The following is a 25,995-nucleotide window of genomic DNA, read 5'->3' as shown; positions in this document are numbered from 1 at the left end:
TCGTCGAACTCTCGGCTACTGTTGCAATTGCAATTTAGTCGCAATTTGGAGGTTCTCACGTGCATGGTGGGTGGCAGAAGGTGGTTGGTGTCGGGGCGGTGGTGCTCGCCCTTCTCGTGAGCGCTCTCGGAGCGGTGCCCGCCAGCGCCGAGGCGGAGCCGTCGAAGCCGCTCGCCGTTGTCGCCACCACCGGCATGATCGCGGACGCCGTGCGCCAGGTGGGCGGCGAACGGGTTGAGGTCCGTGCGCTCATGGGGCCGGGGGTCGACCCGCATCTTTATCGCCAGACGAGTTCCGACATTGCCGCCATGGCGCGAGCCGATGCGGTGTTCTGGCACGGCCTTTATCTGGAGGCCCAGCTCGAGGATTTCTTCGCCGCTCTCGGCAAGCGCAAGCCGGTGATCGCGCTCGCCGACACGCTGCCGCGCGACAGGCTCATCGAGCACGACACCTATAAGGGCCGCTTCGATCCGCATGTCTGGATGGATCCGCGGCTCTGGGCCGGCGTCGTGACGACCGCCCAAGATGCGCTCGTCAAGCTCGATCCGGCCGGCCGCGCGATCTACGAGGCCAATGCCGCCGCCCATCTCGCCCAGATCGAGAAGCTCGCCGTTTATGCCGAGACGGCTTTTGCCTCCGTACCGGAGGAGGCGCGCGTGCTCGTCACCGCCCATGACGCCTTCAACTATTTCGGCCGCGCCTATGGCTATGACGTGCTCGGCATCCAGGGCATCTCGACGGACAGCGAGGCGGGCCTCAAACAGATCGAGCACCTGGTCGATACGCTCGTTCAGCGCAAGATCGGCGCGATCTTCGTGGAATCCTCCGTGTCCGACCGCAATGTCAGGGCGCTGATCGAAGGCGCCGCCGCCAGGGGCCACAAGGTCGTCATCGGCGGCGAGCTCTATTCGGACGCGATGGGGGCGCCCGGCACCTATGAGGGCACCTATATCGGCATGATCGATCACAATGTGACGGTGATCACCCGCGCGCTCGGCGGCGAGGCGCCGGCCAAAGGCCTCAACGACCGCCTCGCGGCGCGCAACTGAGATGGCGATGATGGCGAGGCCCGAACTCATGACGATCGACGGCCGCAGGCTCTCGTCGGATCACCCGGACAGTCCTTTGGCGATCTCCGGCCTCACCGTGAGCTACGGCGGCAAGCCCGCCGTCATGTCGATCGATTATGTCACCCCGCCCGGCGCGATGGTCGCCATCGTCGGCCCGAACGGCGCGGGCAAGTCGACCCTGATCAAGGCCGCGCTCGGTATCCTGCCGAAGCTCGCCGGCGAGGTCACCGTCTTCGGTCAACCGCAGGAGAAGGCGCGCGGCGCCGTTGCCTATGTGCCGCAGCGGGCGAGCGTCGACTGGGATTTCCCCGCCACCGTGCTCGACGTGGTGCTCATGGGCCTCTACCGCGAGATCGGCTTCCTGCGCTTTGCCGGTGCCGGCCACCGTCGGCGGGCGCTCGATTGTCTCGAACGCGTCGGCATGGCGGCCTTCGCCAAAAGGCAGATCGGGCAATTGTCGGGCGGCCAGCAGCAGCGCGTCTTTCTCGCGCGGGCTCTCGCCCAGGAGGTGCGGCTCTACATCATGGACGAGCCCTTCGCGGGTGTGGATGCCGCCACCGAGCGCGCCATCATCGCCGTGCTGAAAGACCTGAATGCGGCGGGCAGGACGATCATCGCCGTCCACCACGACCTCGCGACCGTGCCGGACTATTTCGACCACCTGCTGCTGGTGAATGTCCGCAAGATCGCCGCCGGACCGGTGGCGACGACCTTCACACCTGAGAACCTGCAGGCGACCTATGGCGGCCGGCTGACGACCGCGCAGATGGATGGGCTCGCGGGCGCCGTCGCCCTGCCGTGAGTGAACTGGCATGAGTGATTCGGGATGAGTGCCTTTCTCGCCGCCTTCTTCCTGTCGGCCGGCTACAATACGGCGCTCGTCAGCATCGGCGCCGCGCTTCTGGGCGCAAGCGCCGGTGCCATCGGCAGCTTCGTGCTGTTGCGCAAGCGCTCGCTCGTCAGCGATGCTGTGAGCCACGCCACCTTGCCGGGCTTGGCGCTCGCCTTCATCGTCATGGCGGTGGCGACCGGCGACGGGCGTTTTCTGCCCGGCCTCCTCATCGGCGCGGCGGCCTCGGCGGGCATCGGCCTTCTCGCCGTCGAATGGATTACGCGACGCACGCGCCTTGGCGAGGATGCGGCCATCGGCGCCGTTCTCTCGGTCTTTTTCGGATTGGGCGTCGTTCTGCTCACCGTCATCCAATCCCTCGACACAGGCGGGCAGGCAGGCCTTACCGGCTTTCTCGTCGGCTCCACCGCCAGCATGTTGCGGAGCGAAGCCGAACTCATCGCGATCGCCGCGCTCCTTGCCGGGCTTGCCGTCTTTGCGCTGCGCCGGCCGTTTACGCTCGTTGCCTTCGACCAGGACTATGCGGCCGCCCACGGCGTGAATGTCCGGGCGACGGATCTCGCCATGATGGGCCTCATCCTCGCCGTCACGGTCATCGGCCTCAAGGTCGCGGGCCTCGTGCTCATCGTGGCGCTCACCATCATCCCGCCGGTGACGGCCCGCTTCTGGACAAACCGACCCGGGACCATGGTCATGATCGCCGCCGCCTTCGGGGCAGCGGCCGCCCATATGGGCACGGTGATCTCGTCTCTCGACCAAGGCCTGCCGACCGGCTCGCTCATCGTGCTGGTCGCCTTCGGCCTCTTTGCCGTCTCGCTCGTCGTCTCGCCGGTGCGCGGGCTTCTCGCCGGCGGCTTCCAATGGCTGCAGCTCAGCAGACGTGTGCACGAGCGCCAAGGTCTGCTTGCGCTCGCGCGCAGCGAGCCGATCTACGACCGCTTGACCCTCAAGGTGCTGCGCCGCGCCGGCCATATTCGCGCGGACGGTGCGGTCACGCCCGGCGGGCGTGCGGCGGCGGCGGCTGCTCTGCGCGAGGAGGCGCTGTGGGATCTCTACCGCAGGCTCTTCCCGGATGAGGCGGCGGCGCTGCCGCACCAGGGGCTCGCGCCGCTCGCCGAGGCGCTGCCACCGGATGTCGTCGCCGACCTCAACCAGCGCCTTGCGCCACGGGAGGCCGTCTGATGGGCAGCGATTTCATCATGCTCGGCCTGGTGCCCATGGCCGTCGGCCTTCTCGTCTCGCTCGCTTGCGCGCTCCTCGGCAATTTCCTCGTGCTGCGCCGGCAAGCTTTGATCGGCGACGCGGTGAGCCATGTGGTGCTGCCCGGCATCGTCGGCGCCTTCATCGTCACCGGCAGCGTGGCCGCCGGGCCGATGCTGGCGGGCGCCGCCATCGCTGCCCTTATCGCCGTCTTCCTCATCGAGCTCGTCCGCCGGGCGGGGCGCATCGAACCGGGTGCCGCGATGGGCGTCGTCTTCACCACGCTCTTTGCCGCCGGCGTTCTCCTGATCGAGCAGACCGATACGAGCTCGGTCCATCTCGACGTCGAACATGCCCTTTACGGCAATCTCGAAAGCCTCGTCTGGTTCGCGGGGGATCGTTGGGGGGCGTTTCTCGATCCTGCGGCGCTCGCCGAGCTGCCGCCGCAACTGCCGCGCCTCGCCGTCATGCTGGCTGCCGCCGCCGTCTTCGTCGTCCTATTCTGGAAGGAGCTCGTCATCGCGACCTTCGACCCGAACTTCGCCGACAGCATCGGGGCGCGGCCCGGCTTGGTGGGCTTTGCGCTCGTCGTGATGGTGGCGGCGGTCGCCGTCACCGCCTTCGACGCGGTCGGCTCGATCATCGTCATCGCCATGTTCATCTGCCCGCCGGCGGCTGCCCGGCTGATGACCGATCGGCTCCTGCCGCAAATCGCTTGGAGCCTCGGCTTCGCGGCGCTCGCGGCCATCTTCGGCTATGTCTTCGCGGCTCACGGGCCGCTGTGGTTCGGCGCCGCCTCCAGCGTCAGCGCGGCGGGCATGATGGCGACGGTTGCCGGGCTCATCCTCGCGCTCGCCTGCCGCTTCGGTCCACGGCGCTTCGGCAGCAAGGCGCTCGCCTGAAGCTCACTTGCCCTGTTGTTGCGCGCGCCGCTTGCCGCCTTTCAGCGGCACCACATAGATCTCCAGCCGGTGGCTGACGATGGAAAAGCCGTGCCGGCGGGCGATCTCCTCCTGCAGCTTCTCGATCTCGTCGGAGCGAAACTCGATGACTTTGCCGCTCTCGACGTCGATGAGGTGATCGTGGTGGACCTCGGCCGCCGGCTCGTAGCGCGCACGCCCGTCGCCGAAGGAGTGGCGCTCCAGGATGCCCTTGTCCTGCAGAAGCTTCACGGTGCGGTAGACGGTCGCGAGCGAAATGCGGGGATCGATGCCGGTCGCGCGCCGGTGAAGCTCGACGACGTCGGGGTGATCGCTCGTCTCGTCGAGCACGCGCAGGATGACGCGCCGCTGGCCCGTCATGCGCAAGCCCTGCTCCCGGCAGGATTGCTCGATACGGCCAGTCGTCACGCTTGCGCCCACGCCCGGGAACTCCCTCGTCTATCGCGGCCCACCTTTAGCGCGTCATCCGCCGCGATGCCATCGACCAGCGGCCGCCGGTGCGGGTTCAGCGGTGGATGGGGTCCTTCCACAGAACAGAGTCGGGCTTCTCCACCGGCTCGATATCGAGATTGACGACCACCGGATCCTGGCCGGAGCGCACGAGCACGCATTCGAGCGTCTCGTCCGGGCTCGCATTGATTTCCTGATGCGGCACATAGGGCGGCACGAAAATGAAATCGCCGGGCCCGGCTTCCGCCACATATTCGAGCTTTTCGCCCCAGCGCATGCGGGCGCGGCCCTTCACCACATAGATGATGCTTTCGAGATCGCCGTGGTGATGGGCGCCGGTCTTGGCATTGGCATGGATCGTCACCGTGCCCGCCCAGATCTTTTCCGCACCGGCACGCGCGTTGTTGATGGCGGTCGCCCGATTCATGCCCGGTGTCTGAGCGGTGTTCGGGTCGAGCTGATCGCCCGGAATGACCTTGACGCCGTGCTCGCGCCAGTCGATCGGGCCGTGGTCGTGCCGGGACATTTGTTCCTCCATCGCTTGCGCGCGCTCGGGCTTCGCCCGTCCTGCCGATATGGCAGATTATCAGGAGGCTTCGCGCCGGTCGCCGTCGAAGCGCGCCCGCGCCTCTTCGACGCGGAAGCGGTTGCGACGGGCCCAGTCGCTCAAGGCTCTCACCGGCACGAGCAGATCGCGGCCGATATCGGTCAGCGCATAGTCGACGCGCGGTGGAACCGTCGGATAGACCGTGCGCGTTACATAGCCATCGCGCTCCAGGCCGCGCAGCGTTGCCGTCAGCATCTTCTGCGAGATGCCGTCGATCGCAGCTTTCAGGGCCGAGAAACGCATCGGCCCTTCGCCGAGCAGCGTAATCACGAGCACGCTCCACTTGTCGCCGATGCGCGACAGAACCGCGGTCACGGCCCGGCAGTCGCTCGACAGATGCTGGATCGGTTTCATGGACGTGCCTCGGTTTCCAAAAAGTGCCGTCTTGTGCGCTCGCCTGCCGGTCACGCATATAGCGCCGGTCACCTTTTGATACCAAAGGGATTGCAGATGTTCAAAGTCGCGGTCTTCGTCGGCAGCCTTCGGCGCGAATCGATCAATCGCAAGTTCGCCAAGACGCTGGAAAAGCTGGGACAACCGTCCTTCGCCTTCCATTATGTCGAACTCGGCGACCTGCCCATGTACAACGACGATCTGTGGGCCGATCCGCCGGCGAGCGTCCTCAGGCTGAAGGCCGACATCGCGTCCGCCGATGCCGTTCTCTTCGTCACGCCCGAGTACAACCGCTCGATTCCCCCCGTCCTGAAGAATGCCATCGATTGGGCGACCCGGCCCTATGGCAAGAATTCCTGGGCCGGCAAGCCCGCCTCGATCGTCGGCGCGAGCCCCGGCGTCATCGGCACGGCCGTGGCGCAGGAGCACCTGCGCTATCTCGCGACCATCATCGGGTTGATCTTGATGGGCCAGCCGGAGGTCTATTTCTCCTTCAAGCCGGGCCTTGTCGACGAGAATTTCGAGGTGACCGACGAGACGACGCGGCAGTTCCTCGAGTCCTATTTGTCGCGCTTCGAGGCCTGGATCAGCCGCGTCGGCGAGCCGAAGGAGGCCTGATCCGCACGGTGGCGATGAGCTGCGGCGGACCTCACGGGGGCGATTTCGTTTGCGCCGCGCGGGTGCGCCGGTGTAGGCGAGCGGCATTCGCTGAAAGAGGTCCGCACGCGTGCCGGTCGATCTATCCTCCGCCGATCGCAGCGCGGCGAAGCGGCGCCAATTGGCCAAACTCATCGGTTTCGTGGTCGCCGGCGGAACCGGCTTCATCGTCGACGCGGGCGTGCTCTTCCTCGGCATCAATACATTCGGCCTCGGAGCGCTGGCCGCACGCGGCATCTCCTTCACCGCCGCGGTCATCACTACCTGGCTGATCAATCGCAGCATCACTTTCGCCCAACAGCGCGGACGGCGTGGGCGCGACGAGATTTTTTTGTACATCCTCGCGACGCTCGCGTCGGGCGCACTCAATCTCGGAGTCTATGCGCTCGTGCTGCATCTCGTCGGCGACGCGGGATGGCGTCCCTTCGCCGCGCTCGTGCTCGGCGTCGGCGCCGGCCTCGTCTCGAATTTTCTGCTCTATAATTTCGTGGTCTTCCGCCCGCCGAAGACGTGAGGGAAACTGGTCGCTCTGGTCATCCCGGTCACCTCGCTTCGCTCGGTTCCGGGATGCGCGATCAAACTAAGCCGCCTTGAGCTCCCGCCCGTCGTGGCCGGCGATCGTGACATCGAGGATGCGGCCGGGGGCGACGGCCTCGGCGAGGCGCACGGGCGTAAAGCCCTCCGTGCGGCCGAGATCTGCGCTTTCCGCCAGCACCTTGCGGCGTGCGCCGACTTCAGCAGCGAGGTGCTGGCGATAGGCCTCCTCGCCCTTCTCGCGGAGGCGTCGCGCCCGCTCCTTGACCAGCGCGCGGTCGACCTGCGGCATGCGCGCCGCGGGCGTTCCGGGCCGCGGCGAGAAGGGAAAGACGTGGAGATGGGTCAGCCCGCATTCGTCGACGATGGCGAGCGAGCGGGCGAACATGTCTTCCGTCTCGGTCGGGAAGCCGGCGATGATATCGGCGCCGAAGACGACGTCCGGGCGGAGCTTGCGCACCGTCTCGCAGAAGCGGATGGCATCGTCGCGCAGGTGCCGGCGCTTCATGCGCTTGAGCACGAGGTCGTCACCGGCCTGCAGCGAGAGATGCAAATGCGGCATCAGCCGCCGTTCGTTGGCGAGCGCGTCGAGTAGGTCGTCGTCGGCCTCGACGGAATCGATGGAGGAAATGCGCAGCCGCGGCAGGTCCGGCACATGCTTCAGGACCTGCTTGACGAGCCGGCCGAGGCTTGGCTCGCCGGGCAGATCGCGGCCGTAGCTCGTGATGTCGACGCCGGTGACGACCACCTCGCCATAGCCGTTGTCGACGAGCCGACGCACCTGGTCGACCACCGCGCCCATGGCGACCGAGCGGGAATTGCCGCGCCCGTAAGGGATGATGCAGAAGGTGCAGCGGTGGTCGCAGCCGTTCTGTACCTGCACGAAGGCGCGCGCCCGGCCCTCGAAGCCGTCGACGAGATGGCTCGCGGTTTCCTTGACCGCCATGATGTCGCCGACGAGCGTCTTCTCGGGCGCATGGCCCGCGAGCGTCGCCCAAGTCTCGGGCTTCATCTTCTCGGCATTGCCGATGACATGGTCGACCTCGGCCATGGCCGAGAAGCTCGCCGCCTCCACCTGCGCGGCGCAGCCGGTGACGATGATCTTGGCCTGCGGCCGCTCGCGCCTGAGCCGGCGGATCGCCTGGCGCGCCTGCCGGCTCGCCTCGGCGGTCACCGCGCAGGTGTTGATGATGACGAGGTCCTCAGGACGCGCGTCGACCGGCTCGGCTCGGTTGGCCGCCTCGGCCTGGCTGGCCGCCTCGGCCTGGCGTTTCATGGCCTCGGACTCGTAAGCATTGAGGCGGCAGCCGAAGGTGACGACGTCGACGGCCATCAGGCAGCCCCGGTGAAGAGGGCGGGGGCGAAGCGGCCCTCCCATTCGAGCTCGACCGGCCCGGTCATCAGGACATGGTCGTCGCTCTCGCGCCAGTCGATCAGGAGATCGCCGCCGGGCAGCGTCACGGTTACGCGCCGGCCGGTGAGGCGCTTGCGTGCCGCCGCCACCGCTGCCGCACAGGCAGCCGAGCCGCAGGCCTTTGTGAGGCCAGCGCCACGCTCCCACACGGCGAGGCGGATATGGGCGGCATCGTGCACCTCGGCGAGCGAGATATTGGCGCGTTCGGGGAAGATCGGATGATGTTCGAGCACCGGCCCGATCCTGGCAAGATCATGGGCCGTCACGTCCTCGACCCAGAAGATCGCGTGCGGATTGCCCATGTTGACGGCGGAGGGCGAATGCAGCACGGGGTCGTCGATCGGCCCGACCTGCAATTCGATGGCGCGCGTGTCGCGAAACTCCTCCGCGAGCGGGATCTCGTCCCAGCGGAAGCGCGGCGCGCCCATGTCGACGGTGAAGGTGGTTGCGTCGAGCCGCAGGCAGGGCAAACGCCCGGCCGCGGTCTCCAGCGTGAGCTCCACCCGCGCATCGTCCTTCAGGAGCGCCCAGGCGACGCAGCGCGTGCCGTTGCCGCAGGCGGATGATTCCGAGCCGTCCGTGTTGTAGATGCGCATGAAGGCGTCGGTGCCGGGGCTTACCGCATCGTGCAGCACCATGAGCTGATCGAAGCGCGAGCGCGGATCGGCGGCGATGGCGCGCGCCTCCGCCGGCGTGACCACATGGGCCGCGCCGCGCAGGTCGAGGACGACGATCTCGTTCCCGAGACCGTTCATCTTGAGAAAAGGACGGTTGGCGAGCGCGCTCATGATCAGCAAAGCCTTGTGGTCGAGCCTTGTAGACCGGATGACAGATGGTGCCAACCGGGCGGCATTGCCATATTCCTGCGCCAGTCATCATCGCATTGCCCTCAATAAGCAGCAAATGCGGATGATGCTCTCGCTCGGACCGGGGAAGGGGCGTATCCTTCGATACGGATTGAGGGATGCGATTCGGCGGTGGTCGGGAGCCTGTAATGATGCGGTTCGAGCCTCGCACGAAGGGGAGGATGCGAGCGGGCCTGTGGGCGGTCGCCTTCGCCCTCGTCATCCTCGTTCAGGCGAGTTCCGGCGGAGCCTGGGCGCAGGCCCCCGCCGAAAGCACTGAGCCTGACGCAGCTCAGCCGGCGGAGCCATCAGCCCAAGAGCCCGCGCCCTCGGCCGCGCCTGCAGCTGCTCCGAGCGAAGCGCCTGCGGCTACTGCAGCGCCTGCACCGCCACTGGTGCTGCCGCCCGGCCTGCCGACGCTCGTGCCGCCGTCGGCCAATGCCGGCGACATCGACGAGGTGACCCTGCCGGAAAAGCCGGTCGCCATCCTCGCCGGTGACAGCACCTGGGACGAGGGTTTCAAAAATCTGTCGGCGAGCTTCGCGCGTATCGTGGACGCCTTGGCCAAGGCGGGCCTCAAGCCCGCCGGCCGGCCGCTCGCCGTCTTCCTCTCGGCCGACGACACGCGCTTCCACTACGAGGCCATGGTGCCGCTCGAAGCGGCACCTGCCAATCCCGAGATAGCGCCAGACGTCAAGGCCGGCGTCACACCCTCGGGGCCCGCCTTCCGCTTCGTGCACAGGGCGCCCTATGACGAGATCGACACCACCTACGAGGCGATCACGGCCTATCTCGATTCCAAGAATATCATCGCCAAGGACGCCTTCATCGAGGAATATGTGTCGGACCTGAAGGACCCGTCCGATCCGAACCTCCAGATCAATGTCTATGTTCAGCCGAAATAGACTGGCTCGGCTGTAGAGCGCGCCTGCGATGAAGATCCTCGTCAAGCGCGTCTATGAGCCGGCCGACGCTGCAGATGGCCGGCGCATCCTCGTCGACCGGCTCTGGCCGCGCGGCATCGCCAAGGAACATGCCTCCTGGGACGAGTGGCTGAAGGAGATCGCGCCGTCTTCGGAACTGCGGCGCTGGTCCCATCACGACCCCGAGAAATGGCCGGAATTCGCAGCACGCTATGCCCGCGAGCTGGATCAGCGGCCCGAGCTCGTCGGCTATCTGCGCGACCTCGCCGCGAAGGCGCCGCTGACGCTGCTTTATGCCGCGAGGGACACGGAGCGGAACAACGCGGTAGCGCTGCGGGACTATTTGCTGGTCAGGTAACCGAGCCGCAGATCCGCGCCCGCGCTTGACTCGCGGCCGCCGCGTCCCCATAACCACCGGACATTTGCCCGAACTCGTCAGTTCGCGAGCCGCCGACCGGTCCGAGGGGCCGGAGGTCAACGTCCGACAGCGCTGTGCGCCCTCGGGCGCGACTGTGTTTGGAATGCGGCTTGGAACGCATGTTCGGGTGTTGAGGAGTGACGAGCCATGCCGGCGGATGAACCGCTGAAGATCGAAGACGCGGTGAACGACACCTGCCCTTGGTCGGGGAAACCGATCGCGGCGGATGCGCTCACCCTCTATCGTGGGGCGGTCGTCGGCTTCTGCAATCCCGGCTGCCGCGACAAGTTCGAGACGGCCGTCCGCCATTTCGAGGATGCGCTCATGGCGCGTCGCTCGGAGCGGGCCGGGAACAGCGAGTGAACCATGTTCGATAATCTTTCCTCGAGACTCTCCGGAATTCTCGACGCGCTGACCCGGCGCGGCGCGCTCAGCGAGGAGGACGTCAACGCTGCCCTGCGCGAGGTGCGGCGCGCCCTGCTCGAGGCCGACGTGGCACTCGAGGTAGCGCGCAGCTTCATCGACCGGGTGCGCAGCCGCGCGGTCGGGGCCGAGGTCATCAAGTCGGTGACGCCCGGCCAGATGGTCGTCAAGATCGTCCATGATGAACTCGTCACCATGCTGGGCGGCGAAGGCGAGACGATCGACCTCGAAGCGCCTGCGCCGGTCGGCATCCTCATGGTCGGCCTGCAAGGCTCGGGCAAGACGACGACCACGGCGAAGATCGCCAAGCGTCTCAACGACAAGGCGAAGCGTCGCGTGCTGATGGCTTCGCTCGACACCCGCCGTCCGGCGGCCATGGAGCAGCTCGCCGTTCTCGGCAAACAGGTCGGCGTCGATACCCTGCCGATCATGGCCGGCCAGTCGGCCGTGCAGATCGCCCGCCGTGCCATGGAGGCGGCCCTTCTCGGCGGCTATGACGTCGTGATGCTCGACACCGCCGGCCGCGTCACCCTCGACGAAGGGCTGATGATGGAAGCCGCCGAGGTGAAGGCGACCGCCAACCCACATGAGGTGCTGCTGGTCGCCGACAGCCTCACCGGCCAGGACGCGGTGAACACGGCGAAAGCCTTCGACGGCCGGCTCGGCCTCACCGGCATCGTGCTGACGCGCATGGACGGCGACGGCCGCGGCGGCGCGGCGCTCTCCATGCGGGCCGTCACCGGCAAGCCCATCAAGCTCGTCGGCACAGGCGAGAAGGTCGACGCGCTGGAGGATTTCCACCCCGGTCGCGTGGCCAATCGCATCCTCGGCATGGGCGACATCGTCTCGCTCGTCGAGCGGGCGGCCGAGACCATGGACGCCGACCGCGCCCAGCGCATGGCCGAGAAGATGCGCAAGGGCTCCTTCGATCTGGAGGACCTGCGCGACCAGCTCTCCCAGATGGAGAAGATCGGCGGCATGAAGGGCATGCTCGGCATGCTGCCGGGTGCGGCCAAAATGAAGGCTCAGCTCGAGAACGCCAATCTCGACGATCGTGTCGTCAAGCGCCAGAAGGCGATCATCGATTCGATGACGACCAAGGAGCGCCGCAACCCGGACGTCCTGAAGGCGAGCCGCAAGAAGCGTATCGCCGCCGGCTCGGGCACCAGGGTCGAGGACGTCAACCGCCTCCTCAAGATGCACCGCCAGATGGCCGATATGATGAAGGCCATGGGCAAGGGCGGCCGCGGCGGCATCGCAGGGGCGCTGGGCAATATGTTCGGCCTCGGCGGCGGCATGCCGAATATCGATCCGTCGAAGGTGACGCCCGAGATGCTGGAACAGCTGAAGGGCCAGCTGCCCGGCGGGCTGCCCGGCGGTTCGGGCGGCCTGCCGCCGCTCCCGCCCGGCGGCTTCGGCGCTCCGAAAGGTTCCGGCCTCGGAGGCGGGTTGCCGGGCCTCGGGCCGAAGCTCCCCGGTCTCGGCGGCGGCTTTCCAGGCTTCGGCAAGAAGAAATGAGGCTGTTTCCCTCCCCCGGGTCATGCCCGGCCTTGTGCCGGGGATCCCGATATAAAGGGGAATACCTCAATCCATCGGGATGGCCGGGACAAGCCCGGCCATGACCAAGTTGCAAACAACTCTCGACTGACTGAAAGGACTAAAAAATGCCCCTGAAGATCCGTTTGACCCGCGGCGGTGCCAAGAAGCGTCCCTATTACCGTATCGTTGTCGCCGACTCGCGCGCCCCGCGCGATGGCCGCTTCATCGAGCGGATCGGCTCCTACGATCCGATGAAGCCCAAGGACGATGCGAACCGGGTCGTGCTCGACGTGGAGAAGGCCAAGGAATGGCTCGCCAAGGGCGCTCAGCCGACGGACCGCGTGCTGCGCTTCCTCGATGTCGCCGGCCTCGCCAAGCGCCCGCAGCGCAACAACCCGCAGAAGGCCGAGCCCGGCAAGAAGGCGCAGGAGCGTGCCGCCGAGCGCGCAGCCGCCGCTGGGGCTGCAGCCGAGGGTGCTGCTGCCTCTGAGGCGTGAGATGACGTTGTCGCCGGCTCTCTACCTCCCCCTCGAGGGGGGAGGTCGGCTTGCGCAGCAAGCCGGGAGGGGGTGACGTGGCGGGGCGGAAAACTCACCCCACCCCGGCGGCCAGGGCCGCCGACCCTCCCCCTCGAGGGGAGGGTGCAAGCCGCCTTGTCCTTGTGGGCGAATTTGGGCGGCCGCATGGTGTGCGCGGCGAAATCCGCCTCAAGTCCTTCACGGCCGAGCCCGAGGGGATCGCCCGTTACGAGCCGCTCACGACCGCCGATGGCAGCCGGAGCTTCGTGCTGCGCCACGTCCGGCCTGCCGGGGGCGCGGCCAAGGACATGTTCGTCGTCAAGGTCGCGGGCGTCGAGAGCCGCGAGGCGGCCGAGGCGCTGAACCGCGTCGGGCTCTATGTGCCTCGCGGGCGGCTTGCCGCCGATCTCGACGAAGAAGAGTTCCTGCAGGCCGATCTCATCGGCCTTGCGGCGCTTGCGGAAGACGGCACCCGGCTCGGCACCGTGATCGCCTTCCATGATTTCGGCGCCGGCGATATCGTCGAGATCGCGGCGGCCGAGGGTGGTGCGACGGCCTTGCTGCCCTTCACCAAGAAATTCGTGCCGGTCGTCGCGGTAGACCAGGGGCATGTCGTCGTCGCTGCCCAGGACATCTTCGCAGCGGATGGCGATGGACCGGACGCCGACGACAGGTCGGGCGAGTAAAGTCGGTGAGCTGGCGCGCCACCATCCTCACGCTCTATCCGGACATGTTTCCAGGGCCGCTCGGGACGAGCCTCTCGGGCGATGCGCTGGCGCGCGGGCTCTGGAGCCTCGATGTCCGGCAGATCCGCGAGCACGGGATCGGCCGCCATGCCAAGGTGGACGATACGCCGGCGGGCGGCGGGCCGGGCATGGTGCTGCGCGCCGACGTGCTGGCCGCCGCCATCGATGCCGCGACAGTGACGAACGATCCGCGGCCGCGTCTCCTGATGAGCCCGCGCGGGCGGCCCTTCACCCAGGCCGATGCGAGGCTCCTCGCCACCGGGCCCGGCGTCCTCATCGTCTGTGGACGTTTCGAGGGGGTCGACGAGCGTGTGATTGCCGCGCGGGGGCTGACCGAAGTCTCGATCGGCGACTATATTCTCTCCGGCGGCGAGATTCCCGCCATGGTGGTGGCAGACGCCTGCGTGCGGCTTCTGCCGGGCGTCATGGGGGCCGAGGCTTCCGGTGAAGACGAGAGCTTCGAGAAGGGGCTGCTCGAATATCCGCATTACACGCGTCCGCGCGAATGGGAAGGGCAGGCCATCCCCGACGTGCTCCTCTCCGGCGACCACGGTGCCATCGCGCGCTGGCGGCGGGCGGAGGCGGAGCGGATCACGCGCGAGAGGCGGCCGGACTTGTTCACAGCCGGTGAATGACGATGGCCAAAGGGGCGATGCGGCAACGGTTTATGCCTCGACAGGCCGTCGCGCCTGGTGTATTAGCGCGCCATCCGTGCTGCTCCGGCTGAGCCGGCAGGGTAATCCAATTGACAACAGCGTCGCCGAAACGCTGGCGCCCCTTGGGGGCGTCTCGGCAGGAGTTCGATCCATGAACATCATCGAAACGCTCGACAAAGAGCAGATCGCAAAGCTCACTGAAGGCCGCACCCTGCCGGATTTCGAGCCGGGCGACACGGTTCAGGTTAACGTCCGGGTGAAGGAAGGCGAGCGCTCGCGCGTGCAGGCTTATGAAGGCGTCTGCATCGCCCGCGACGGCGGCGGCCTCAACCAGAGCTTCACGGTGCGCAAGATCTCCTACGGCGAAGGTGTCGAGCGTGTCTTCCCGCTCTATTCGCCGAACATCGATTCCATCAAGGTCGTGCGCCGCGGCAAGGTGCGCCGCGCCAAGCTCTATTACCTGCGCGACCGGCGCGGCAAGTCGGCCCGTATCGCCGAACGCGCCGAGCGTCCCGCCAAGAGCGCCGCCGCCAAGAGCACGCCGGCGGCCGCTGCCGAGTAAGACGCAAGCCCCTTGCGCTGAACGAAACAGTCCGGCAAGGCAAGCCGCCTTGCCGGATTTTTTTGTGCCTTTTGCTCGGATGCGTCGGCATGGATGCCATGTGCGGCGCGAGGACGCCCGCGATTGTCGGATCTGTCTGGATCTGCTAAAAACTGCGTCATCATGGTCGTCGATTGTCCACATGATCGCCTGTTGCCGGCATCGTCGCGCGCGCTCAGCGCCCGGCCGGTGGTGACGACGCATGAATTTGCGGCGCTGCATGATCATGCGCGCCTGCCAGGGCGCTTCTTCGGGCGCTTCACCACATCGGCGAGCGCTGAGCTTACGGCCTGACGCCGGCGAGCCCCGGCGCCTTCCATCGTCTGCCGCCGCCAGCGCCGCAGGCGGATGCCGTTCACGCGATGGCCACTGTCGCCATTCGCCAAGCCGAGACATGAAGCCATGAAGCCCCGCACTCTCTACGACAAGATCTGGGACGACCACGTCGTCGATCAGCAGCCCGACGGCACCTCACTGCTCTATATCGATCGGCACCTCGTGCATGAAGTAACGAGCCCGCAGGCCTTCGAGGGACTGCGCGTCGCCGGCCGCAAGCTGCGTGCGCCGCAGAAGACGCTCGCCGTCGTCGACCACAATGTGCCGACCACCGACCGCTCGAAGGGCATCGACGATCCCGAGGCCGCGACGCAGGTGGCGGCACTCGCCGAGAACGCCCGCGACTTCGGTGTCGAATATTACGACGAGCGCGACGAGCGCCAGGGCATCGTGCATGTCATCGGGCCGGAGCAGGGCTTCACCTTGCCGGGCACGACGATCGTCTGCGGCGACAGCCACACCTCGACGCACGGCGCCTTCGGAGCGCTGGCGCATGGCATCGGCACGTCGGAGGTCGAGCATGTGCTCGCCACGCAGACGCTGATCCAGAATAAAGCCAAGAACATGCGCGTGACCGTGGACGGCCAGCTGCCGGCCGGTGTCACCGCCAAGGACATCATTCTCGCGATCATCGGTGAGATCGGCACGGCCGGGGGCACGGGCCATGTCATCGAATATGCGGGCGAGGCTATTCGCTCGCTCTCGATGGAAGGCCGGATGACCGTCTGCAACATGTCGATCGAGGGCGGTGCCCGCGCCGGCATGATCGCCCCGGACGAGACGACCTATGCCTATCTCAAGGGCCGGCCCAAGGTGCCGCAGGGCGCGGCCTGGGACGAGGCCGTGCGCTTCTGGGACAGCCTCAGGAGCGACGAGGGCGCGGTCTTCGACAAGGAGATCCGGCTCGATGCCGCCGATCTGCCGCCGCTCGTCACCTGGGGCACGAGCCCGGAAGACGTCGTCTCCATCACCGGCGCCGTGCCCGATCCCGAGCTGATCGCGGACGAGAACAAGCGCAATTCGAAGCGGCGCGCGCTCGACTACATCGGCCTGACGCCAGGGACGAAGATCACCGACATTGCCGTCGACCGGGTCTTCATCGGCTCCTGCACCAACGGCCGCATCGAGGACATGCGCGCTGCCGCCGCGATGGTCCGCGGCAAGAAGGTCCATCCCAGCGTCAATGCTCTGGTCGTCCCGGGGTCGGGCCTCGTGAAGCTGCAGGCGGAGGCCGAAGGCCTCGACGTCATCTTCCGCGAGGCGGGCTTCGAGTGGCGCGAGCCCGGCTGCTCCATGTGCCTTGCCATGAATGCCGACAAGCTGAGCCCGGGCGAGCGCTGCGCCTCCACCTCGAACCGCAATTTCGAGGGCCGGCAGGGCTTCAAGGGACGCACGCATCTCGTCTCGCCGGCCATGGCGGCGGCGGCGGCGATCGCCGGGCATTTCGTCGACATTCGCGAGTGGCGCTGACGGGAGGCGCCGGGCCAGCGGAAGGCGGGTTCCCGCCGCCGGGGTAGTCCCCGAGCGGCGGGCGGCTCATCACTCCCAAGGGCTATGACGGAAACGGCGGTGGCCGTAGCCGTAACGCCAGGGGCGGTGGTGCCTGTACCCGCCATGATGATGGCCGCGGGCCCCATCCCTAACGGTGCCCCTGATGATGCCAGACATGATGACCGCGCCAGTGCTTCGGCCGCGCTTCAGCCGCCCCGGTGGTCAGGCCGAGGCCCGCGAGCGAAGTGAGGGCGGCGACTGCGAAAGCTGCCCATCGCATGCGAGCGGTCATGCCGTGCGCTCCTGTTTGTCTGTCATTCTGGAAAACGAGCTACGCAGGTATTCGTTTCTGGAGGTGGCCGAGGCGGAGCACAGCGGCAGGTCGGCATCATGAAGGAGCCACGGCGGGTCACGGAGGACGAGGCGCGGGCGCGGGAGGCTTCCGAGGCGCTCGCCCGTGTTGCGCGGGATAGCGAGACAGTCGGCGGTTCGGCGGTCAAGCGCGTCGTCCGGCATTTTGTCGGCACCGATGCGCCGAAGGGGGCCGACGGGCGCCCGGATCAGATCGAGATCTGGGGGCGGCGCATCGGCCGGGCGATCGGGCTCCTGATCGTGGTCTATCTTGCGCTGTCGCTGATCAGCCAGTACGGGCGGTAGGAGGGGAGGATGGACGGGGCTTGGCGGCAATGGGCGACACGGATGGCGCCGAGCCTCGCCGACATCGAGGCGCTCGCGGAGGATGCCTTGGTCCGCTTGCCCGATACCTTCCGCGCCCTTTGCCGTGGCGTCGTGCTCAAGATCGACGATTTCCCGGATGACGAGACGCTCGAAGAAATGGAGCTGGAGAGCCCGTTCGACCTGCTCGGCCTGTTCCGGGGGCATGGATTGGCCCAGCTCGGCGCCGGCCCGCAAAGCGGGCAGATGCCGAACATGGTCTATCTCTACCGCCGGCCCATCCTCGATTACTGGGCCGAGCACGAGGAGACGCTGGGGGCCATCGTTACGCACGTCCTGGTTCACGAGATCGGCCACCACTTCGGCCTCTCGGACGAGGATATGGAGGCGATCGAGCGGGCCGTCGAGTGAGCAGTGGAACGGTGGATATTTCGGCGTGAAACGGATTTGGTAGGAGGACGAGATGGACAAGTTTACGACTTTGACGGGCGTTGCCGCGCCCTTGGAGATCGTCAATGTCGATACCGACATGATCATCCCCAAGCAGTATCTGAAGACGATCAAGCGCACGGGCCTCGGCGCCGGGCTCTTCGCCGAGATGCGGTTCAACGAGGACGGATCCGAGAATCCGGATTTCATCCTCAACAAGCCCGCCTATCGCAATGCCAAGATTCTCGTGGCAGGCGATAATTTCGGCTGCGGCTCCTCGCGCGAGCATGCGCCCTGGGCTCTGCTCGACTACGGCATTCGCTGCGTGATCTCCACGTCCTTCGCCGACATTTTCTACAACAACTGCTTCCAGAACGGCGTTCTGCCGATCAAGGTCTCGCCCGAGGATCTCGAGAAGCTGATGGACGACGCGCGCCGCGGCGCCAATGCGACGCTCACCATCGATCTGGAGAGCCAGACGATCACCGGGCCGGACGGCGGCACCATCACCTTCGACCTTGATGCCTTCCGCAAGCATTGCATGTTGAACGGGCTCGACGGCGTCGGTCTCACCATGGAGAAGGGCGCAGCCATCGCCGCCTATGAGGCGAAGGCCGGCGCGGCGCATCCCTGGCTCTGAGCCGCTCGCGGACAGGAGCAAGGCAGGAGCGATTTGCATGGACCTCGAAACCTATCTCGTTTTCCTTCCTGCCTGCTTCGCCATCAATATGGCCTTCGGGCCGAACAATCTGCTCTCGCTCACCAATGGGGCGCGCGAGGGCGTGTGGCGTGCGACGGCGGCAGCCAGCGGCCGGCTGGTCGCCTTCAGCCTGATGATCGCTATCGCCGCGCTCGGTCTCGGCGCCGTGCTGGCCGCCTCCGAGCTTATGTTCAGCATCGTGAAATGGGCGGGGGCGGCCTATCTCGTCTATCTCGGTGTCAGGCTGCTGCGGGCCGGTGCGCCGACCCTCGAAACCTTCAGCCCGGGCGCGCGCAGCCCCTTGCGGCGGCTCATGCTGCAGGAGTTCTGGGTGGCGGCCGGCAATCCCAAGGCCATCCTCGTCTTCACCGCCTTCTTTCCGCAGTTCCTCGGCGGCGGCAGCTATGCCCTGAGCTTCTTCATCATGGGCGCCACCTTTATTGCGCTCGAGATCGTCGCCATCGCCGTCTATGCGGCTTTCGGCGGGCGTCTCGGCTCGCTCGCCCGTGGACGGCGGGTGCTCACCCTGTTCAACCGCGTGAGCGGCAGCTTGATGATCGGCTTCGGCCTCATGCTGGCGCTGACTCGGCGGCCGGCCGCTTGAGCGCGATGTCCTTCTCGGGCGGCGGACCGAGGCCCGGCGCCGCCATTCTTGTCAAGTTTAACCCGGCGGCCTAAAAGCCGCGCAAACCAGCTCAGGTGAGGCATCATGGCGTCCTTCAATCTTCTCCTCCTTCCCGGCGACGGAATCGGCCCCGAAGTCATGACGGAGGTGGAGAAGCTCGTTCGCTGGTTCGGCAAGGCGAGCGGCGCGCGCTTCGAGACGGAGCGGGCGCTCGTGGGCGGCTCGGCCTATGACGCCCATGGCGTTGCCATCACCGAGGACGCCATGAAGCTGGCGCTCGCGTCTGATGCGGTGCTGTTCGGCGCTGTCGGCGGACCGAAATGGGACAAGGTGCCCTACGAGCATCGGCCGGAAGCGGGGCTCCTGCGGCTGCGCAAGGATCTCGGCCTTTTCGCCAATCTGCGCCCCGCCATCTGCTATCCGGCGCTGGCCGATGCCTCGTCCCTCAAGCGCGAGCTGGTCGAAGGGCTCGATATCGTCATCGTGCGCGAGTTGACCGGCGGCGTCTATTTCGGCGAGCCGAAAGAAATGGTGACGCTGGAAAACGGCGAGAAGCGCGCCGTCGACACCCAGCTCTACACCACGCATGAGATCGACCGCATCGCCCGCGTCGCCTTCGATCTTGCGCGCAAGCGCCGCAACAAAGTGGCCTCGGCGGAAAAGCGCAACGTCATGAAGACCGGCGTCTTGTGGAACGAGGTCGTCACACGCGTCCATGCCGAGAGCTTTTCCGACGTTCAGCTCGAGCATGTGCTCGCGGACAATTGCGCCATGCAGCTCGTGCGCAATCCGAAGCAGTACGATGTCATCGTCACGGACAATCTCTTCGGCGACATTCTCTCCGACGTCGCTGCCATGCTCACCGGCTCGCTCGGCATGCTGCCCTCTGCGGCGCTCGGCGCCGAGGATCCAACGACCGGCAAGCGTCGCGCCATGTACGAGCCGGTGCATGGCTCGGCGCCCGATATCGCCGGCCAGGGCCTCGCCAATCCGATCGCCATGATCGGCTCCTTCGGGATGGCGCTACGCTATTCCTGCGGCTTGGTGAAAGAGGCGGATCTTCTCGAGAAAGCTATCGCCAATGTGCTGGCGAGTGGGCTGAAAACCCGCGATATCGCCGGGCCGGGCACGAATGCCGTCGGCACGACCGAGATGGGCGACGCCGTGCTGCGCGAGCTTGAGCGGCTCACGGCCTGAGGCCTGAGCCCCTCAGCGGAAATCGAAGCTCGCCACCATGGGCGAGGCGTCCGGGTGGAAGAAGGACACCGTCCAGCGGTTGGGGATCGCCTCGATCTCCGCATTATAAGTGCGGGCATTGGCGACGTAATCGCTGCGGGCAACTACGATGCGCTGCTCATGCGCCGCGAGACGCGCGAGCAGCTCCTTGACGGTCGGGTCGGCCGCTTCAGCCGGATGCGCATTGACGAGGTCGAGCACCTGACCGAGCGGCACCGATAGCGCGTCCTGCACGCTCATGAAGGCACGAAAGCGATCGGGCGCGTAGGGCGTGCCTGGATCCGGCGCAAGCCTTTCGATCGCCTCAGCGGCTGCGATGATCCGGGCGGCAAGCTCCTCGCCGGTGGCATCGAGGCGCCGCGCCAGGTCGGCCATCGCCGGCGCGACGCCGGCTCGCGCCATGAACTCCTGCTCCACGGTGCTCCACGCCGCAACCGCCCGGTTGGCGGCCGAGGAAACCTGCCGGGCGCCGCGGTTGACGAGGCCCACCAAGCCGGCGATGACCAGCACCACGAGCAAGGTGGTTGCAATGCGGACGGGAGACCGGGCCGCCATTCTCACGCTTCCTCCCTTGCGGAGCCGGCAGTTCGCCCCGCGATCATCCAATAGACGAGTCCCGCCAGGGCTCCGGCGAGAAAGAGCGCGAGCGTCACGTTGAACTCGCCACTTGTCGCGCGCTCTGCCGAGCCGCGCGCCACCCAGGGAATCACTGCGCTGACGGCGCCCGTCGCGCCAGAATACCATACGATCGACCGCCAGCCGGCGAGTTCTCCGATCAGCGCGACGGCCGTTGGAGGGATTGCGACGACCGCCACGGCGAGCATCCAGAGCGCAAGCAGCAGCTCATGGCCGGCGATGTCCGGCTCGCCGATGGCCGTGAAGCTGTCGAAGAAGGCGAAAAGGCTCGCCAGGCTCAGCCCTGCAAAGAGCTCGCCGACGGCGCTGTTGGTGAAAACGGCTATCATGAGGAAGACGATGCCGGTCGTGATGGCCGCGCCGATCCCGAAGGGCACCATGAGGAGACGCGCAAGAAGGCGCATGGGGTCAATCGCCGGCGGCGAACAGGCCCTCCGCCCCGATGCCACTCTCGATCATGAGGCGGGCGCGGGCGCGGAGCTTTTCAGTCTCGCTCTTCAACTGGCCGCAGGCGGCCAGGATGTCCCGGCCACGCGGAGTGCGCACCGGGCTCGCATAGCCGGCGCGGAAGACGATCTCGGAGAACCGTTCGATGGTGTCCCAGTCGGAGCATTCATAGGACGTTCCGGGCCAGGGATTGAACGGGATCAGATTGATCTTGGCCGGAATGCCCTTCAGGAGCCGCACAAGCTCGCGCGCATCGGCCGGGCTGTCGTTGACGCCCTTCAGCATCACATATTCGAAGGTGATCCGCCGGGCGTTCGAAACGCCGGGATAGGTCCGGCAGGCCTCGAGCAGAACGGCGATCGGGTATTTCTTGTTGAGCGGCACGAGGGTGTCGCGCAGGTCGTCGCGCACGGCATGCAGCGAGATGGCGAGCATTGAGCCGATCTCGGCGCCGGCGCGCTCGATCATCGGCACGACGCCGGAGGTCGAGAGCGTGATGCGCCGCTTGCCAAGCGAGAGCCCATCGCCATCGGCGACGACAGCCATGGCGTCACGCACGTTCTCGAAATTATAGAGCGGCTCGCCCATGCCCATGAGCACGACATTGGTGACGAAGCGGCTGCCGTCGCTCGGCAGCAGGCCCTGCTCGCGGGCGCCGGGCGGCGGGGACTGTCCCGGCCAGTCGCCGAGCCGGTCGCGCGCGACGACGAGCTGCGCCACGATCTCCGCCGCGCTCAAATTGCGTACGAGCTTCTGGGTGCCGGTGTGGCAGAACGAGCAGTTCAGCGTGCAGCCTACCTGGCTCGAAATGCACAGGGTGGCCCGGTCGGTCTCCGGGATATAGACGCATTCGATTTCCGCGCCGGCGCCCTTCATCCGCTCGTGCGGAGTGACAGGCGCCATGCGCAGGAGCCATTTGCGCGTGCCGTCGCGGGAGACCTGTTCGTTCACCACCTCAGGACGGGTGAGCGTGAAGGCGCCGGCGAGCGTCGACCGCAAATCCTTGCCGATCGTCGTCATTGCGGCGAAGTCGCTCGCGCCGCGCTGATAGACCCAGCTCCACAGCTGGCTGACACGCATCTTGAGGTCGCGTTCCGGCACACCGATCGAGAGAAGAGCGGCCCTCATCTCCTCGCGCGTCGCGCCGACGAGCGAAGGCTTCGCAACGGCGGTCCGCGCGAGATCGGCGACCACCGGAGCGGCCGCGTCCTCAATTCGGGCGATGTCGAGCGAAACCGCCGCCATCTGTGGCTCTTCTCATAGTTCGGGTTCAGGAGGCGCCCCTATAGCACGGCCGCGCCATCAGGACCATGCCGCTCACTTGGTGCTGGACTGTGGCAGGCACAAGGCTTCGCCAGCGCCTCCTCCAGTCCCCGTCAGTGATCCGGGCCTTCCCAGATGATGTTGCCGGTGCGCGGATCGGCGGAGAACTCCATGCGCTGCGCGTTCTTCATGCCCTCGCCCTCCCAGCGGCCATCGTCGGCCTTGAGCTCATGGATGGCGGTGTAGCCGCTCGCCCTGAGCTTCTCCATGACCTTTTCGGCCGGCATCCAGTCGGGCCCGACCCAGTCGGCATGAGCATAGCTGAAGGCAGCTCCCGACAGTGCAAGAGCCCCCACGAGAGCTTTGATACGCGTTAACGGCTTTTTCTTCACCACAATTGCACTCCATTTAAATCCAGCATTTTTCCGCCGGAAGGAAGAGCAACGGTAGCGTTCTTGCCGATCCTTGTAAGGTTATCTAGCGCGGCCGTGGCGCTATTCAGCGCATTCCTTATTTAGCGCATTCGCTCGCGGCACGATCGAGCGCCTGGGTGAAGCCGATGAGCGAATATTCGTCCGAAAGCTTGCTGCCGCGGCTCGACTCCGATTTGACCACGAGCTTGGCGCCAGCCTTGAAAGCCGCCAGCACGCGCGGCTCCTCCGCCGGATTCTTCACCCAAACGTTTTCGCCCTTTGTAACAAGAGCGAAGGTTGCGTCGCCGACGATCGCCTGCGCGTCCACCCCTTCCTTGGTCGGGAAGCCCATCACGAGGCTGATCTCGTTGCGGACGTTCTCCGCCGGCCGCGTCGAAATGAAGAGATAGGCGGGATCGCGGTTGAGGCCTTGCGGCAGGCGTTCCTTTGGTTGCGATAACGCGTAGCAGACCTTGTTGCGGCCTTGGCCGGAGGCATAAGCGCCCCAGTCGCCCGATGTCGCGAGAAGAGCCGCTTGCCCTACGCCGGTGCCTTGCGCCGCAGCTCCTGCCGCTGTCGCAACGCAACCGCAGAACAACGCGGCGGTGATGAGTGAGCCCTGTAAAGGCCGGAAGGAGAGATGCCGAATCATAAATGCATGTTACTCCCCGCTGCCCGTAGGAAAAGCGGGCGCGTTCCCAGACGGGGTTCCTCTAGCACAATTTTGAAATCGGGGTCCAATTGTGACGACCGGCAGCCTGCGCCGAGTTACGAAGACGAAACGCCCGTCAGCGTTTCCCGTGCTCGCCGCCGGTGCTCGTCGGTGATCGAGGAGGCAACGCCCGTGATCGCCGCGGCAAGCAGCGCCATATCGTCGCCGAAGCCGAAAAGCGGAATGATGTCCGGAATGCTGTCCATCGGCAGGATAAAATAGGCGAGCGCACCAAATAGGATGAGCTTCACCCGTCGCGGCGTGCCGGGATCGAGCGCGCAGTAATAGGCGGCGACAAGGTCTTCAGCGAAAGGCACATTGCGCGCAACCCGCTTCAACGCCTGCCAGAAGCTGCGCTTCACCCGGGTCTCGGCACTGCCGTCCTCGGCTTCCGCGCGCTGGCGGATCGCCGCGATTTCCTCGGGCGTCAGGCGGTGGCTGAAGCCTGCATCGGCAAAGCCGCTGTTCTTCATCGTGTCGCTCCCCTCAGGATGCGCCATCCGTTCCGCGCGTACGCTAAAAAATGGGGTGGATCACGGCCTTGCGCAAGTTCGGGGCTTGCGGAGGCGCGTCGCCTCGGTCAGCCGAGCGGATAGACCGCCTCGGCGATATAGGGGCCGCCGCCTACGGAGGCGCGCGCCGAGAACAGCACGAAACGGTCCACCTCGAAGGTGAGCGATTGGGGGATGCTGCGCGAGGCTAGATAATCGGCGACGTCGATGGGGGAGGCGTCGCGCAGCCGGGCGAGCGTCACATGCGGCGTGTATTTGCGCCTCTCCGGTTCGAGACCGGCGCGGCGCACCCGCCGCTCCTGGTCCGCCTGCAGCTCGAGCAAAGGCGCCGTCGGCGCGATTCGGGCGATCACCGCGCGTGGTCGGCCGCCGCCGAAGCTGCCGAGGCCCTCCACCTTGACGGCGAAAGGCTGCCGGCGAATCTCGGCCAGGCTGTCGTCGATATCGCGCGCCGTGGCCTCGTCGATGTCGCCCATGAAGCGCAGGGTGACGTGGTAATCGCTGGGGTCGATCCAGCGGGCGCCGGGCAATCCGCCCCGGTGGAGAGACAACGCCTGAGCGATGTCTTCCGGGATTGCGAGAGCGGAAAACAGGCGAGGCATGGGTTCCTCCTCGAGCCGAATTGCCGTCGATGTGCTCGGTCCGCCGGTGCCATCCTTGGGGACCGGCCTCGCTTGGGTCAGGGGCAGGGGTTGCTGTGAATGAGATGGATATTGTCGATGCGCTGGGCGAGTTCGTCCGTCATCGGCACATCGATCGCGTCGATGTTGGTCTTCAACTGCTCCATTGTGCTCGCGCCGATTATGACCGAGGTCACGAACGGCCGCGACAGCACGAAGGAGAGTGCCATCTGGGCCGGATCCAGCCCGGCGCTGCGGGCGAGCGCCACATAGGCGTCCGTGGCCTCTGCGGCGCCGGACTTCTCGTAGCGTTGCAGCCGGTTGTAGAGCTGCTTGCGGCTGCCCTTCGGCAGGGCTCCGTTCTGATATTTGCCGGTGAGATAGCCCTGGGCGAGCGGCGAATAGGCGAGAAGGCCAGTGTCCTCACGCAGCGCGATCTCGGCCAGGCCAAGCTCGAAGGTGCGGTTGACGAGCGAATAGGCGTTCTGGATCGAGTGGATGCGCGGAAGATCCCGGGCCTGCGCCGCATGCAGGAAGGTCATGGCGCCCCAGGGGCTCTCGTTCGAGAGGCCGATGAAGCGCACCTTGCCTTCCTTCACGATCTCGTCGAGCGCTTCGAGGATCTCCGGGATCGGATTCTCCGGGCCTTCGACGGCACGGAAGATCGTCGAATGCGAGCCGAACTGCGCAACCGGCCGGTCCGGCCAATGGATCTGATAGAGATCGATGTAATCGGTCTTCAGCCGCTGCAGGCTTTTGTCGACCGCCTCGCGGATCTGCCCGCGAGTGAGCTCGCACGGCTGGCCACCGTCGCGGAACCAGTTCATCTGCGAACGTCCGACCACCTTTGTGGCGAGAATGATCTTGTCGCGACAGCCCCGCTCCATCATCCAGTCACCGATGATGCGCTCGGTCCCGCCCTGCGTTTCCGCCTTCGGCGGCACCGGATAAAGCTCGGCCGTATCGAAGAAATTGATGCCTTGCTCGAAGGCATGATCCATTTGCGCGAAGCCCTCGGCCTTGGTGTTTTGATCACCGAAAGTCATGGTCCCCAGACACACACGGCTGACATCGAGGCCGGTGCGGCCCAGCTTGGCATAGCGCATTCTTGATCG

At 66.4% G+C, this 25,995-nt stretch carries 35 protein-coding genes; 21 read left to right on the top strand and 14 right to left on the bottom strand.

Annotation, left to right across the window (positions count from 1 at the left end):
* Positions 1-59 precede the first annotated feature (59 nt).
* Genes ACFQU1_RS00670 through ACFQU1_RS00655 form a run of 4 tightly spaced genes read left to right on the top strand, consistent with a single transcriptional unit; the run spans position 60 to position 4,022 of the window.
* Positions 60-1,049, top strand: coding sequence for a metal ABC transporter solute-binding protein, Zn/Mn family (locus ACFQU1_RS00670; protein ID WP_378128280.1), 990 nt, complete (start codon positions 60-62; stop codon positions 1,047-1,049).
* A gap of 10 nt (positions 1,050-1,059) precedes the next feature.
* Positions 1,060-1,872, top strand: coding sequence for a metal ABC transporter ATP-binding protein (locus ACFQU1_RS00665; protein WP_378128279.1), 813 nt, complete (start codon positions 1,060-1,062; stop codon positions 1,870-1,872).
* A 24-nt stretch (positions 1,873-1,896) separates the two neighbouring features.
* Positions 1,897-3,102, top strand: coding sequence for a metal ABC transporter permease (locus ACFQU1_RS00660; RefSeq protein ID WP_378128278.1), 1,206 nt, complete (start codon positions 1,897-1,899; stop codon positions 3,100-3,102).
* On the top strand, positions 3,102-4,022 hold the full coding sequence (locus ACFQU1_RS00655; protein WP_378128277.1) for a metal ABC transporter permease: 921 nt from the start codon (positions 3,102-3,104) through the stop codon (positions 4,020-4,022). Before ACFQU1_RS00660 ends, ACFQU1_RS00655 begins: the two co-directional genes overlap by 1 nt.
* Before the next feature lie 3 nt (positions 4,023-4,025).
* On the opposite strand, the gene ACFQU1_RS00650 is transcribed toward ACFQU1_RS00655, so the two are convergent.
* The 3 genes from ACFQU1_RS00650 to ACFQU1_RS00640 form a co-directional block, all read right to left on the bottom strand.
* Positions 4,026-4,481, bottom strand: a complete 456-nt coding sequence (locus tag ACFQU1_RS00650; protein WP_378128276.1) for a Fur family transcriptional regulator — start codon at positions 4,479-4,481, stop codon at positions 4,026-4,028.
* 85 nt (positions 4,482-4,566) lie between these two features.
* The gene (locus ACFQU1_RS00645) at positions 4,567-5,037 is read right to left on the bottom strand and encodes a cupin domain-containing protein (protein WP_378128275.1); all 471 of its coding nucleotides are present in this window, start codon (positions 5,035-5,037) and stop codon (positions 4,567-4,569) included.
* 60 nt (positions 5,038-5,097) lie between these two features.
* Positions 5,098-5,472, bottom strand: coding sequence for a winged helix-turn-helix transcriptional regulator (locus ACFQU1_RS00640; protein WP_378128274.1), 375 nt, complete (start codon positions 5,470-5,472; stop codon positions 5,098-5,100).
* A gap of 96 nt (positions 5,473-5,568) precedes the next feature.
* Between ACFQU1_RS00640 and ACFQU1_RS00635 the strand changes: the two genes are divergently transcribed.
* Positions 5,569-6,129, top strand: a complete 561-nt coding sequence (locus ACFQU1_RS00635; RefSeq protein ID WP_378128273.1) for an NADPH-dependent FMN reductase — start codon at positions 5,569-5,571, stop codon at positions 6,127-6,129.
* 109 nt (positions 6,130-6,238) lie between these two features.
* On the top strand, positions 6,239-6,682 hold the full coding sequence (locus tag ACFQU1_RS00630) for a GtrA family protein (protein ID WP_378128272.1): 444 nt from the start codon (positions 6,239-6,241) through the stop codon (positions 6,680-6,682).
* A gap of 66 nt (positions 6,683-6,748) precedes the next feature.
* Here ACFQU1_RS00630 and mtaB read toward each other — a convergent pair whose 3' ends face one another.
* The gene (gene mtaB, locus ACFQU1_RS00625) at positions 6,749-8,035 is read right to left on the bottom strand and encodes a tRNA (N(6)-L-threonylcarbamoyladenosine(37)-C(2))-methylthiotransferase MtaB (RefSeq protein WP_378128271.1); all 1,287 of its coding nucleotides are present in this window, start codon (positions 8,033-8,035) and stop codon (positions 6,749-6,751) included.
* The gene (gene dapF / locus ACFQU1_RS00620) at positions 8,035-8,904 is read right to left on the bottom strand and encodes a diaminopimelate epimerase (RefSeq protein WP_378128270.1); all 870 of its coding nucleotides are present in this window, start codon (positions 8,902-8,904) and stop codon (positions 8,035-8,037) included. The genes mtaB and dapF overlap by 1 nt, the downstream gene beginning before the upstream one ends.
* Positions 8,905-9,143: 239 nt before the next feature.
* Between dapF and ACFQU1_RS00615 the strand changes: the two genes are divergently transcribed.
* The 10 genes from ACFQU1_RS00615 (at position 9,144) to leuC (ending at position 16,591) form a co-directional block, all read left to right on the top strand.
* Complete coding sequence (locus tag ACFQU1_RS00615) at positions 9,144-9,866, top strand: GyrI-like domain-containing protein (protein ID WP_378128269.1); 723 nt, start codon at positions 9,144-9,146, stop codon at positions 9,864-9,866.
* A gap of 28 nt (positions 9,867-9,894) precedes the next feature.
* Positions 9,895-10,242 (top strand): DUF488 domain-containing protein, encoded by a 348-nt coding sequence (locus ACFQU1_RS00610; RefSeq protein WP_378128268.1) that lies wholly within the window; start codon positions 9,895-9,897, stop codon positions 10,240-10,242.
* A gap of 207 nt (positions 10,243-10,449) precedes the next feature.
* Complete coding sequence (locus ACFQU1_RS00605) at positions 10,450-10,665, top strand: glutathione S-transferase (protein ID WP_378128267.1); 216 nt, start codon at positions 10,450-10,452, stop codon at positions 10,663-10,665.
* A 3-nt stretch (positions 10,666-10,668) separates the two neighbouring features.
* A complete protein-coding gene (gene ffh, locus ACFQU1_RS00600) occupies positions 10,669-12,243 on the top strand; it encodes a signal recognition particle protein (RefSeq protein WP_378128266.1) in 1,575 nt (524 codons plus the stop codon).
* 146 nt (positions 12,244-12,389) lie between these two features.
* Entirely contained in the window at positions 12,390-12,761 is a 372-nt protein-coding gene (gene rpsP / locus ACFQU1_RS00595; RefSeq protein WP_378128265.1) for a 30S ribosomal protein S16, read from the top strand.
* Between the two features lie 50 nt (positions 12,762-12,811).
* Positions 12,812-13,468, top strand: coding sequence for a ribosome maturation factor RimM (gene rimM, locus ACFQU1_RS00590; protein ID WP_378128264.1), 657 nt, complete (start codon positions 12,812-12,814; stop codon positions 13,466-13,468).
* 5 nt (positions 13,469-13,473) lie between these two features.
* Positions 13,474-14,163, top strand: a complete 690-nt coding sequence (trmD, locus tag ACFQU1_RS00585) for a tRNA (guanosine(37)-N1)-methyltransferase TrmD (RefSeq protein WP_378128263.1) — start codon at positions 13,474-13,476, stop codon at positions 14,161-14,163.
* A 172-nt stretch (positions 14,164-14,335) separates the two neighbouring features.
* The gene (rplS, locus tag ACFQU1_RS00580; RefSeq protein WP_378128262.1) at positions 14,336-14,746 is read left to right on the top strand and encodes a 50S ribosomal protein L19; all 411 of its coding nucleotides are present in this window, start codon (positions 14,336-14,338) and stop codon (positions 14,744-14,746) included.
* A 192-nt stretch (positions 14,747-14,938) separates the two neighbouring features.
* Positions 14,939-15,079 (top strand): hypothetical protein, encoded by a 141-nt coding sequence (locus tag ACFQU1_RS00575; RefSeq protein ID WP_378128261.1) that lies wholly within the window; start codon positions 14,939-14,941, stop codon positions 15,077-15,079.
* 108 nt (positions 15,080-15,187) lie between these two features.
* Positions 15,188-16,591: a 3-isopropylmalate dehydratase large subunit gene (gene leuC, locus ACFQU1_RS00570; RefSeq protein WP_378128260.1), complete on the top strand. Its 1,404-nt coding sequence runs from the start codon at positions 15,188-15,190 to the stop codon at positions 16,589-16,591.
* A gap of 169 nt (positions 16,592-16,760) precedes the next feature.
* Here leuC and ACFQU1_RS00565 read toward each other — a convergent pair whose 3' ends face one another.
* Positions 16,761-16,904 carry a hypothetical protein gene (locus ACFQU1_RS00565; RefSeq protein WP_378128259.1) on the bottom strand — a complete coding sequence of 48 codons (144 nt, stop codon included), beginning with the start codon at positions 16,902-16,904 and terminating at the stop codon, positions 16,761-16,763.
* 98 nt (positions 16,905-17,002) lie between these two features.
* On the opposite strand from ACFQU1_RS00565, the gene ACFQU1_RS00560 reads away from it, so the two are divergent.
* The 5 genes from ACFQU1_RS00560 to leuB all read left to right on the top strand — a co-directional run bounded on the left by ACFQU1_RS00560 (position 17,003) and on the right by leuB (position 20,238).
* The gene (locus ACFQU1_RS00560) at positions 17,003-17,269 is read left to right on the top strand and encodes a hypothetical protein (protein WP_378128258.1); all 267 of its coding nucleotides are present in this window, start codon (positions 17,003-17,005) and stop codon (positions 17,267-17,269) included.
* Positions 17,270-17,278: 9 nt separating this feature from the next.
* Complete coding sequence (locus ACFQU1_RS00555) at positions 17,279-17,698, top strand: metallopeptidase family protein (RefSeq protein WP_378128257.1); 420 nt, start codon at positions 17,279-17,281, stop codon at positions 17,696-17,698.
* A gap of 52 nt (positions 17,699-17,750) precedes the next feature.
* Complete coding sequence (gene leuD, locus ACFQU1_RS00550) at positions 17,751-18,356, top strand: 3-isopropylmalate dehydratase small subunit (RefSeq protein ID WP_378128256.1); 606 nt, start codon at positions 17,751-17,753, stop codon at positions 18,354-18,356.
* Positions 18,357-18,393: 37 nt separating this feature from the next.
* The gene (locus ACFQU1_RS00545; protein WP_378128255.1) at positions 18,394-19,020 is read left to right on the top strand and encodes a LysE family translocator; all 627 of its coding nucleotides are present in this window, start codon (positions 18,394-18,396) and stop codon (positions 19,018-19,020) included.
* Positions 19,021-19,125: 105 nt separating this feature from the next.
* Positions 19,126-20,238 (top strand): 3-isopropylmalate dehydrogenase, encoded by a 1,113-nt coding sequence (gene leuB, locus ACFQU1_RS00540; protein WP_378128254.1) that lies wholly within the window; start codon positions 19,126-19,128, stop codon positions 20,236-20,238.
* Positions 20,239-20,250: 12 nt separating this feature from the next.
* Here the strand turns inward: leuB and ACFQU1_RS00535 are convergent, their stop codons facing one another.
* The 8 genes from ACFQU1_RS00535 to ACFQU1_RS00500 all read right to left on the bottom strand — a co-directional run bounded on the left by ACFQU1_RS00535 (position 20,251) and on the right by ACFQU1_RS00500 (position 25,986).
* Positions 20,251-20,832 (bottom strand): LemA family protein, encoded by a 582-nt coding sequence (locus ACFQU1_RS00535; RefSeq protein ID WP_378128253.1) that lies wholly within the window; start codon positions 20,830-20,832, stop codon positions 20,251-20,253.
* 2 nt (positions 20,833-20,834) lie between these two features.
* Positions 20,835-21,317 (bottom strand): hypothetical protein, encoded by a 483-nt coding sequence (locus tag ACFQU1_RS00530; RefSeq protein ID WP_378128252.1) that lies wholly within the window; start codon positions 21,315-21,317, stop codon positions 20,835-20,837.
* Positions 21,318-21,321: 4 nt separating this feature from the next.
* A complete protein-coding gene (gene rlmN, locus ACFQU1_RS00525) occupies positions 21,322-22,605 on the bottom strand; it encodes a 23S rRNA (adenine(2503)-C(2))-methyltransferase RlmN (protein WP_378128251.1) in 1,284 nt (427 codons plus the stop codon).
* 131 nt (positions 22,606-22,736) lie between these two features.
* A complete protein-coding gene (locus ACFQU1_RS00520) occupies positions 22,737-23,018 on the bottom strand; it encodes a PepSY domain-containing protein (RefSeq protein ID WP_378128250.1) in 282 nt (93 codons plus the stop codon).
* Between the two features lie 115 nt (positions 23,019-23,133).
* Positions 23,134-23,688 (bottom strand): invasion associated locus B family protein, encoded by a 555-nt coding sequence (locus ACFQU1_RS00515; protein WP_378128249.1) that lies wholly within the window; start codon positions 23,686-23,688, stop codon positions 23,134-23,136.
* 116 nt (positions 23,689-23,804) lie between these two features.
* The gene (locus ACFQU1_RS00510; RefSeq protein WP_378128248.1) at positions 23,805-24,221 is read right to left on the bottom strand and encodes a YkvA family protein; all 417 of its coding nucleotides are present in this window, start codon (positions 24,219-24,221) and stop codon (positions 23,805-23,807) included.
* Between the two features lie 107 nt (positions 24,222-24,328).
* Positions 24,329-24,862, bottom strand: coding sequence for an RNA 2',3'-cyclic phosphodiesterase (thpR, locus tag ACFQU1_RS00505; RefSeq protein ID WP_378128247.1), 534 nt, complete (start codon positions 24,860-24,862; stop codon positions 24,329-24,331).
* Between the two features lie 77 nt (positions 24,863-24,939).
* Positions 24,940-25,986 carry an aldo/keto reductase gene (locus ACFQU1_RS00500; RefSeq protein ID WP_378128246.1) on the bottom strand — a complete coding sequence of 349 codons (1,047 nt, stop codon included), beginning with the start codon at positions 25,984-25,986 and terminating at the stop codon, positions 24,940-24,942.
* Positions 25,987-25,995 lie beyond the last annotated feature (9 nt).

This window comes from Chelatococcus sp. GCM10030263 (assembly GCF_042666455.1).
In the GTDB taxonomy this organism is placed as follows: Bacteria; Pseudomonadota; Alphaproteobacteria; order Rhizobiales; family Beijerinckiaceae; genus Chelatococcus.
This window is presented reverse-complemented; position numbering and strand designations above follow the sequence as displayed.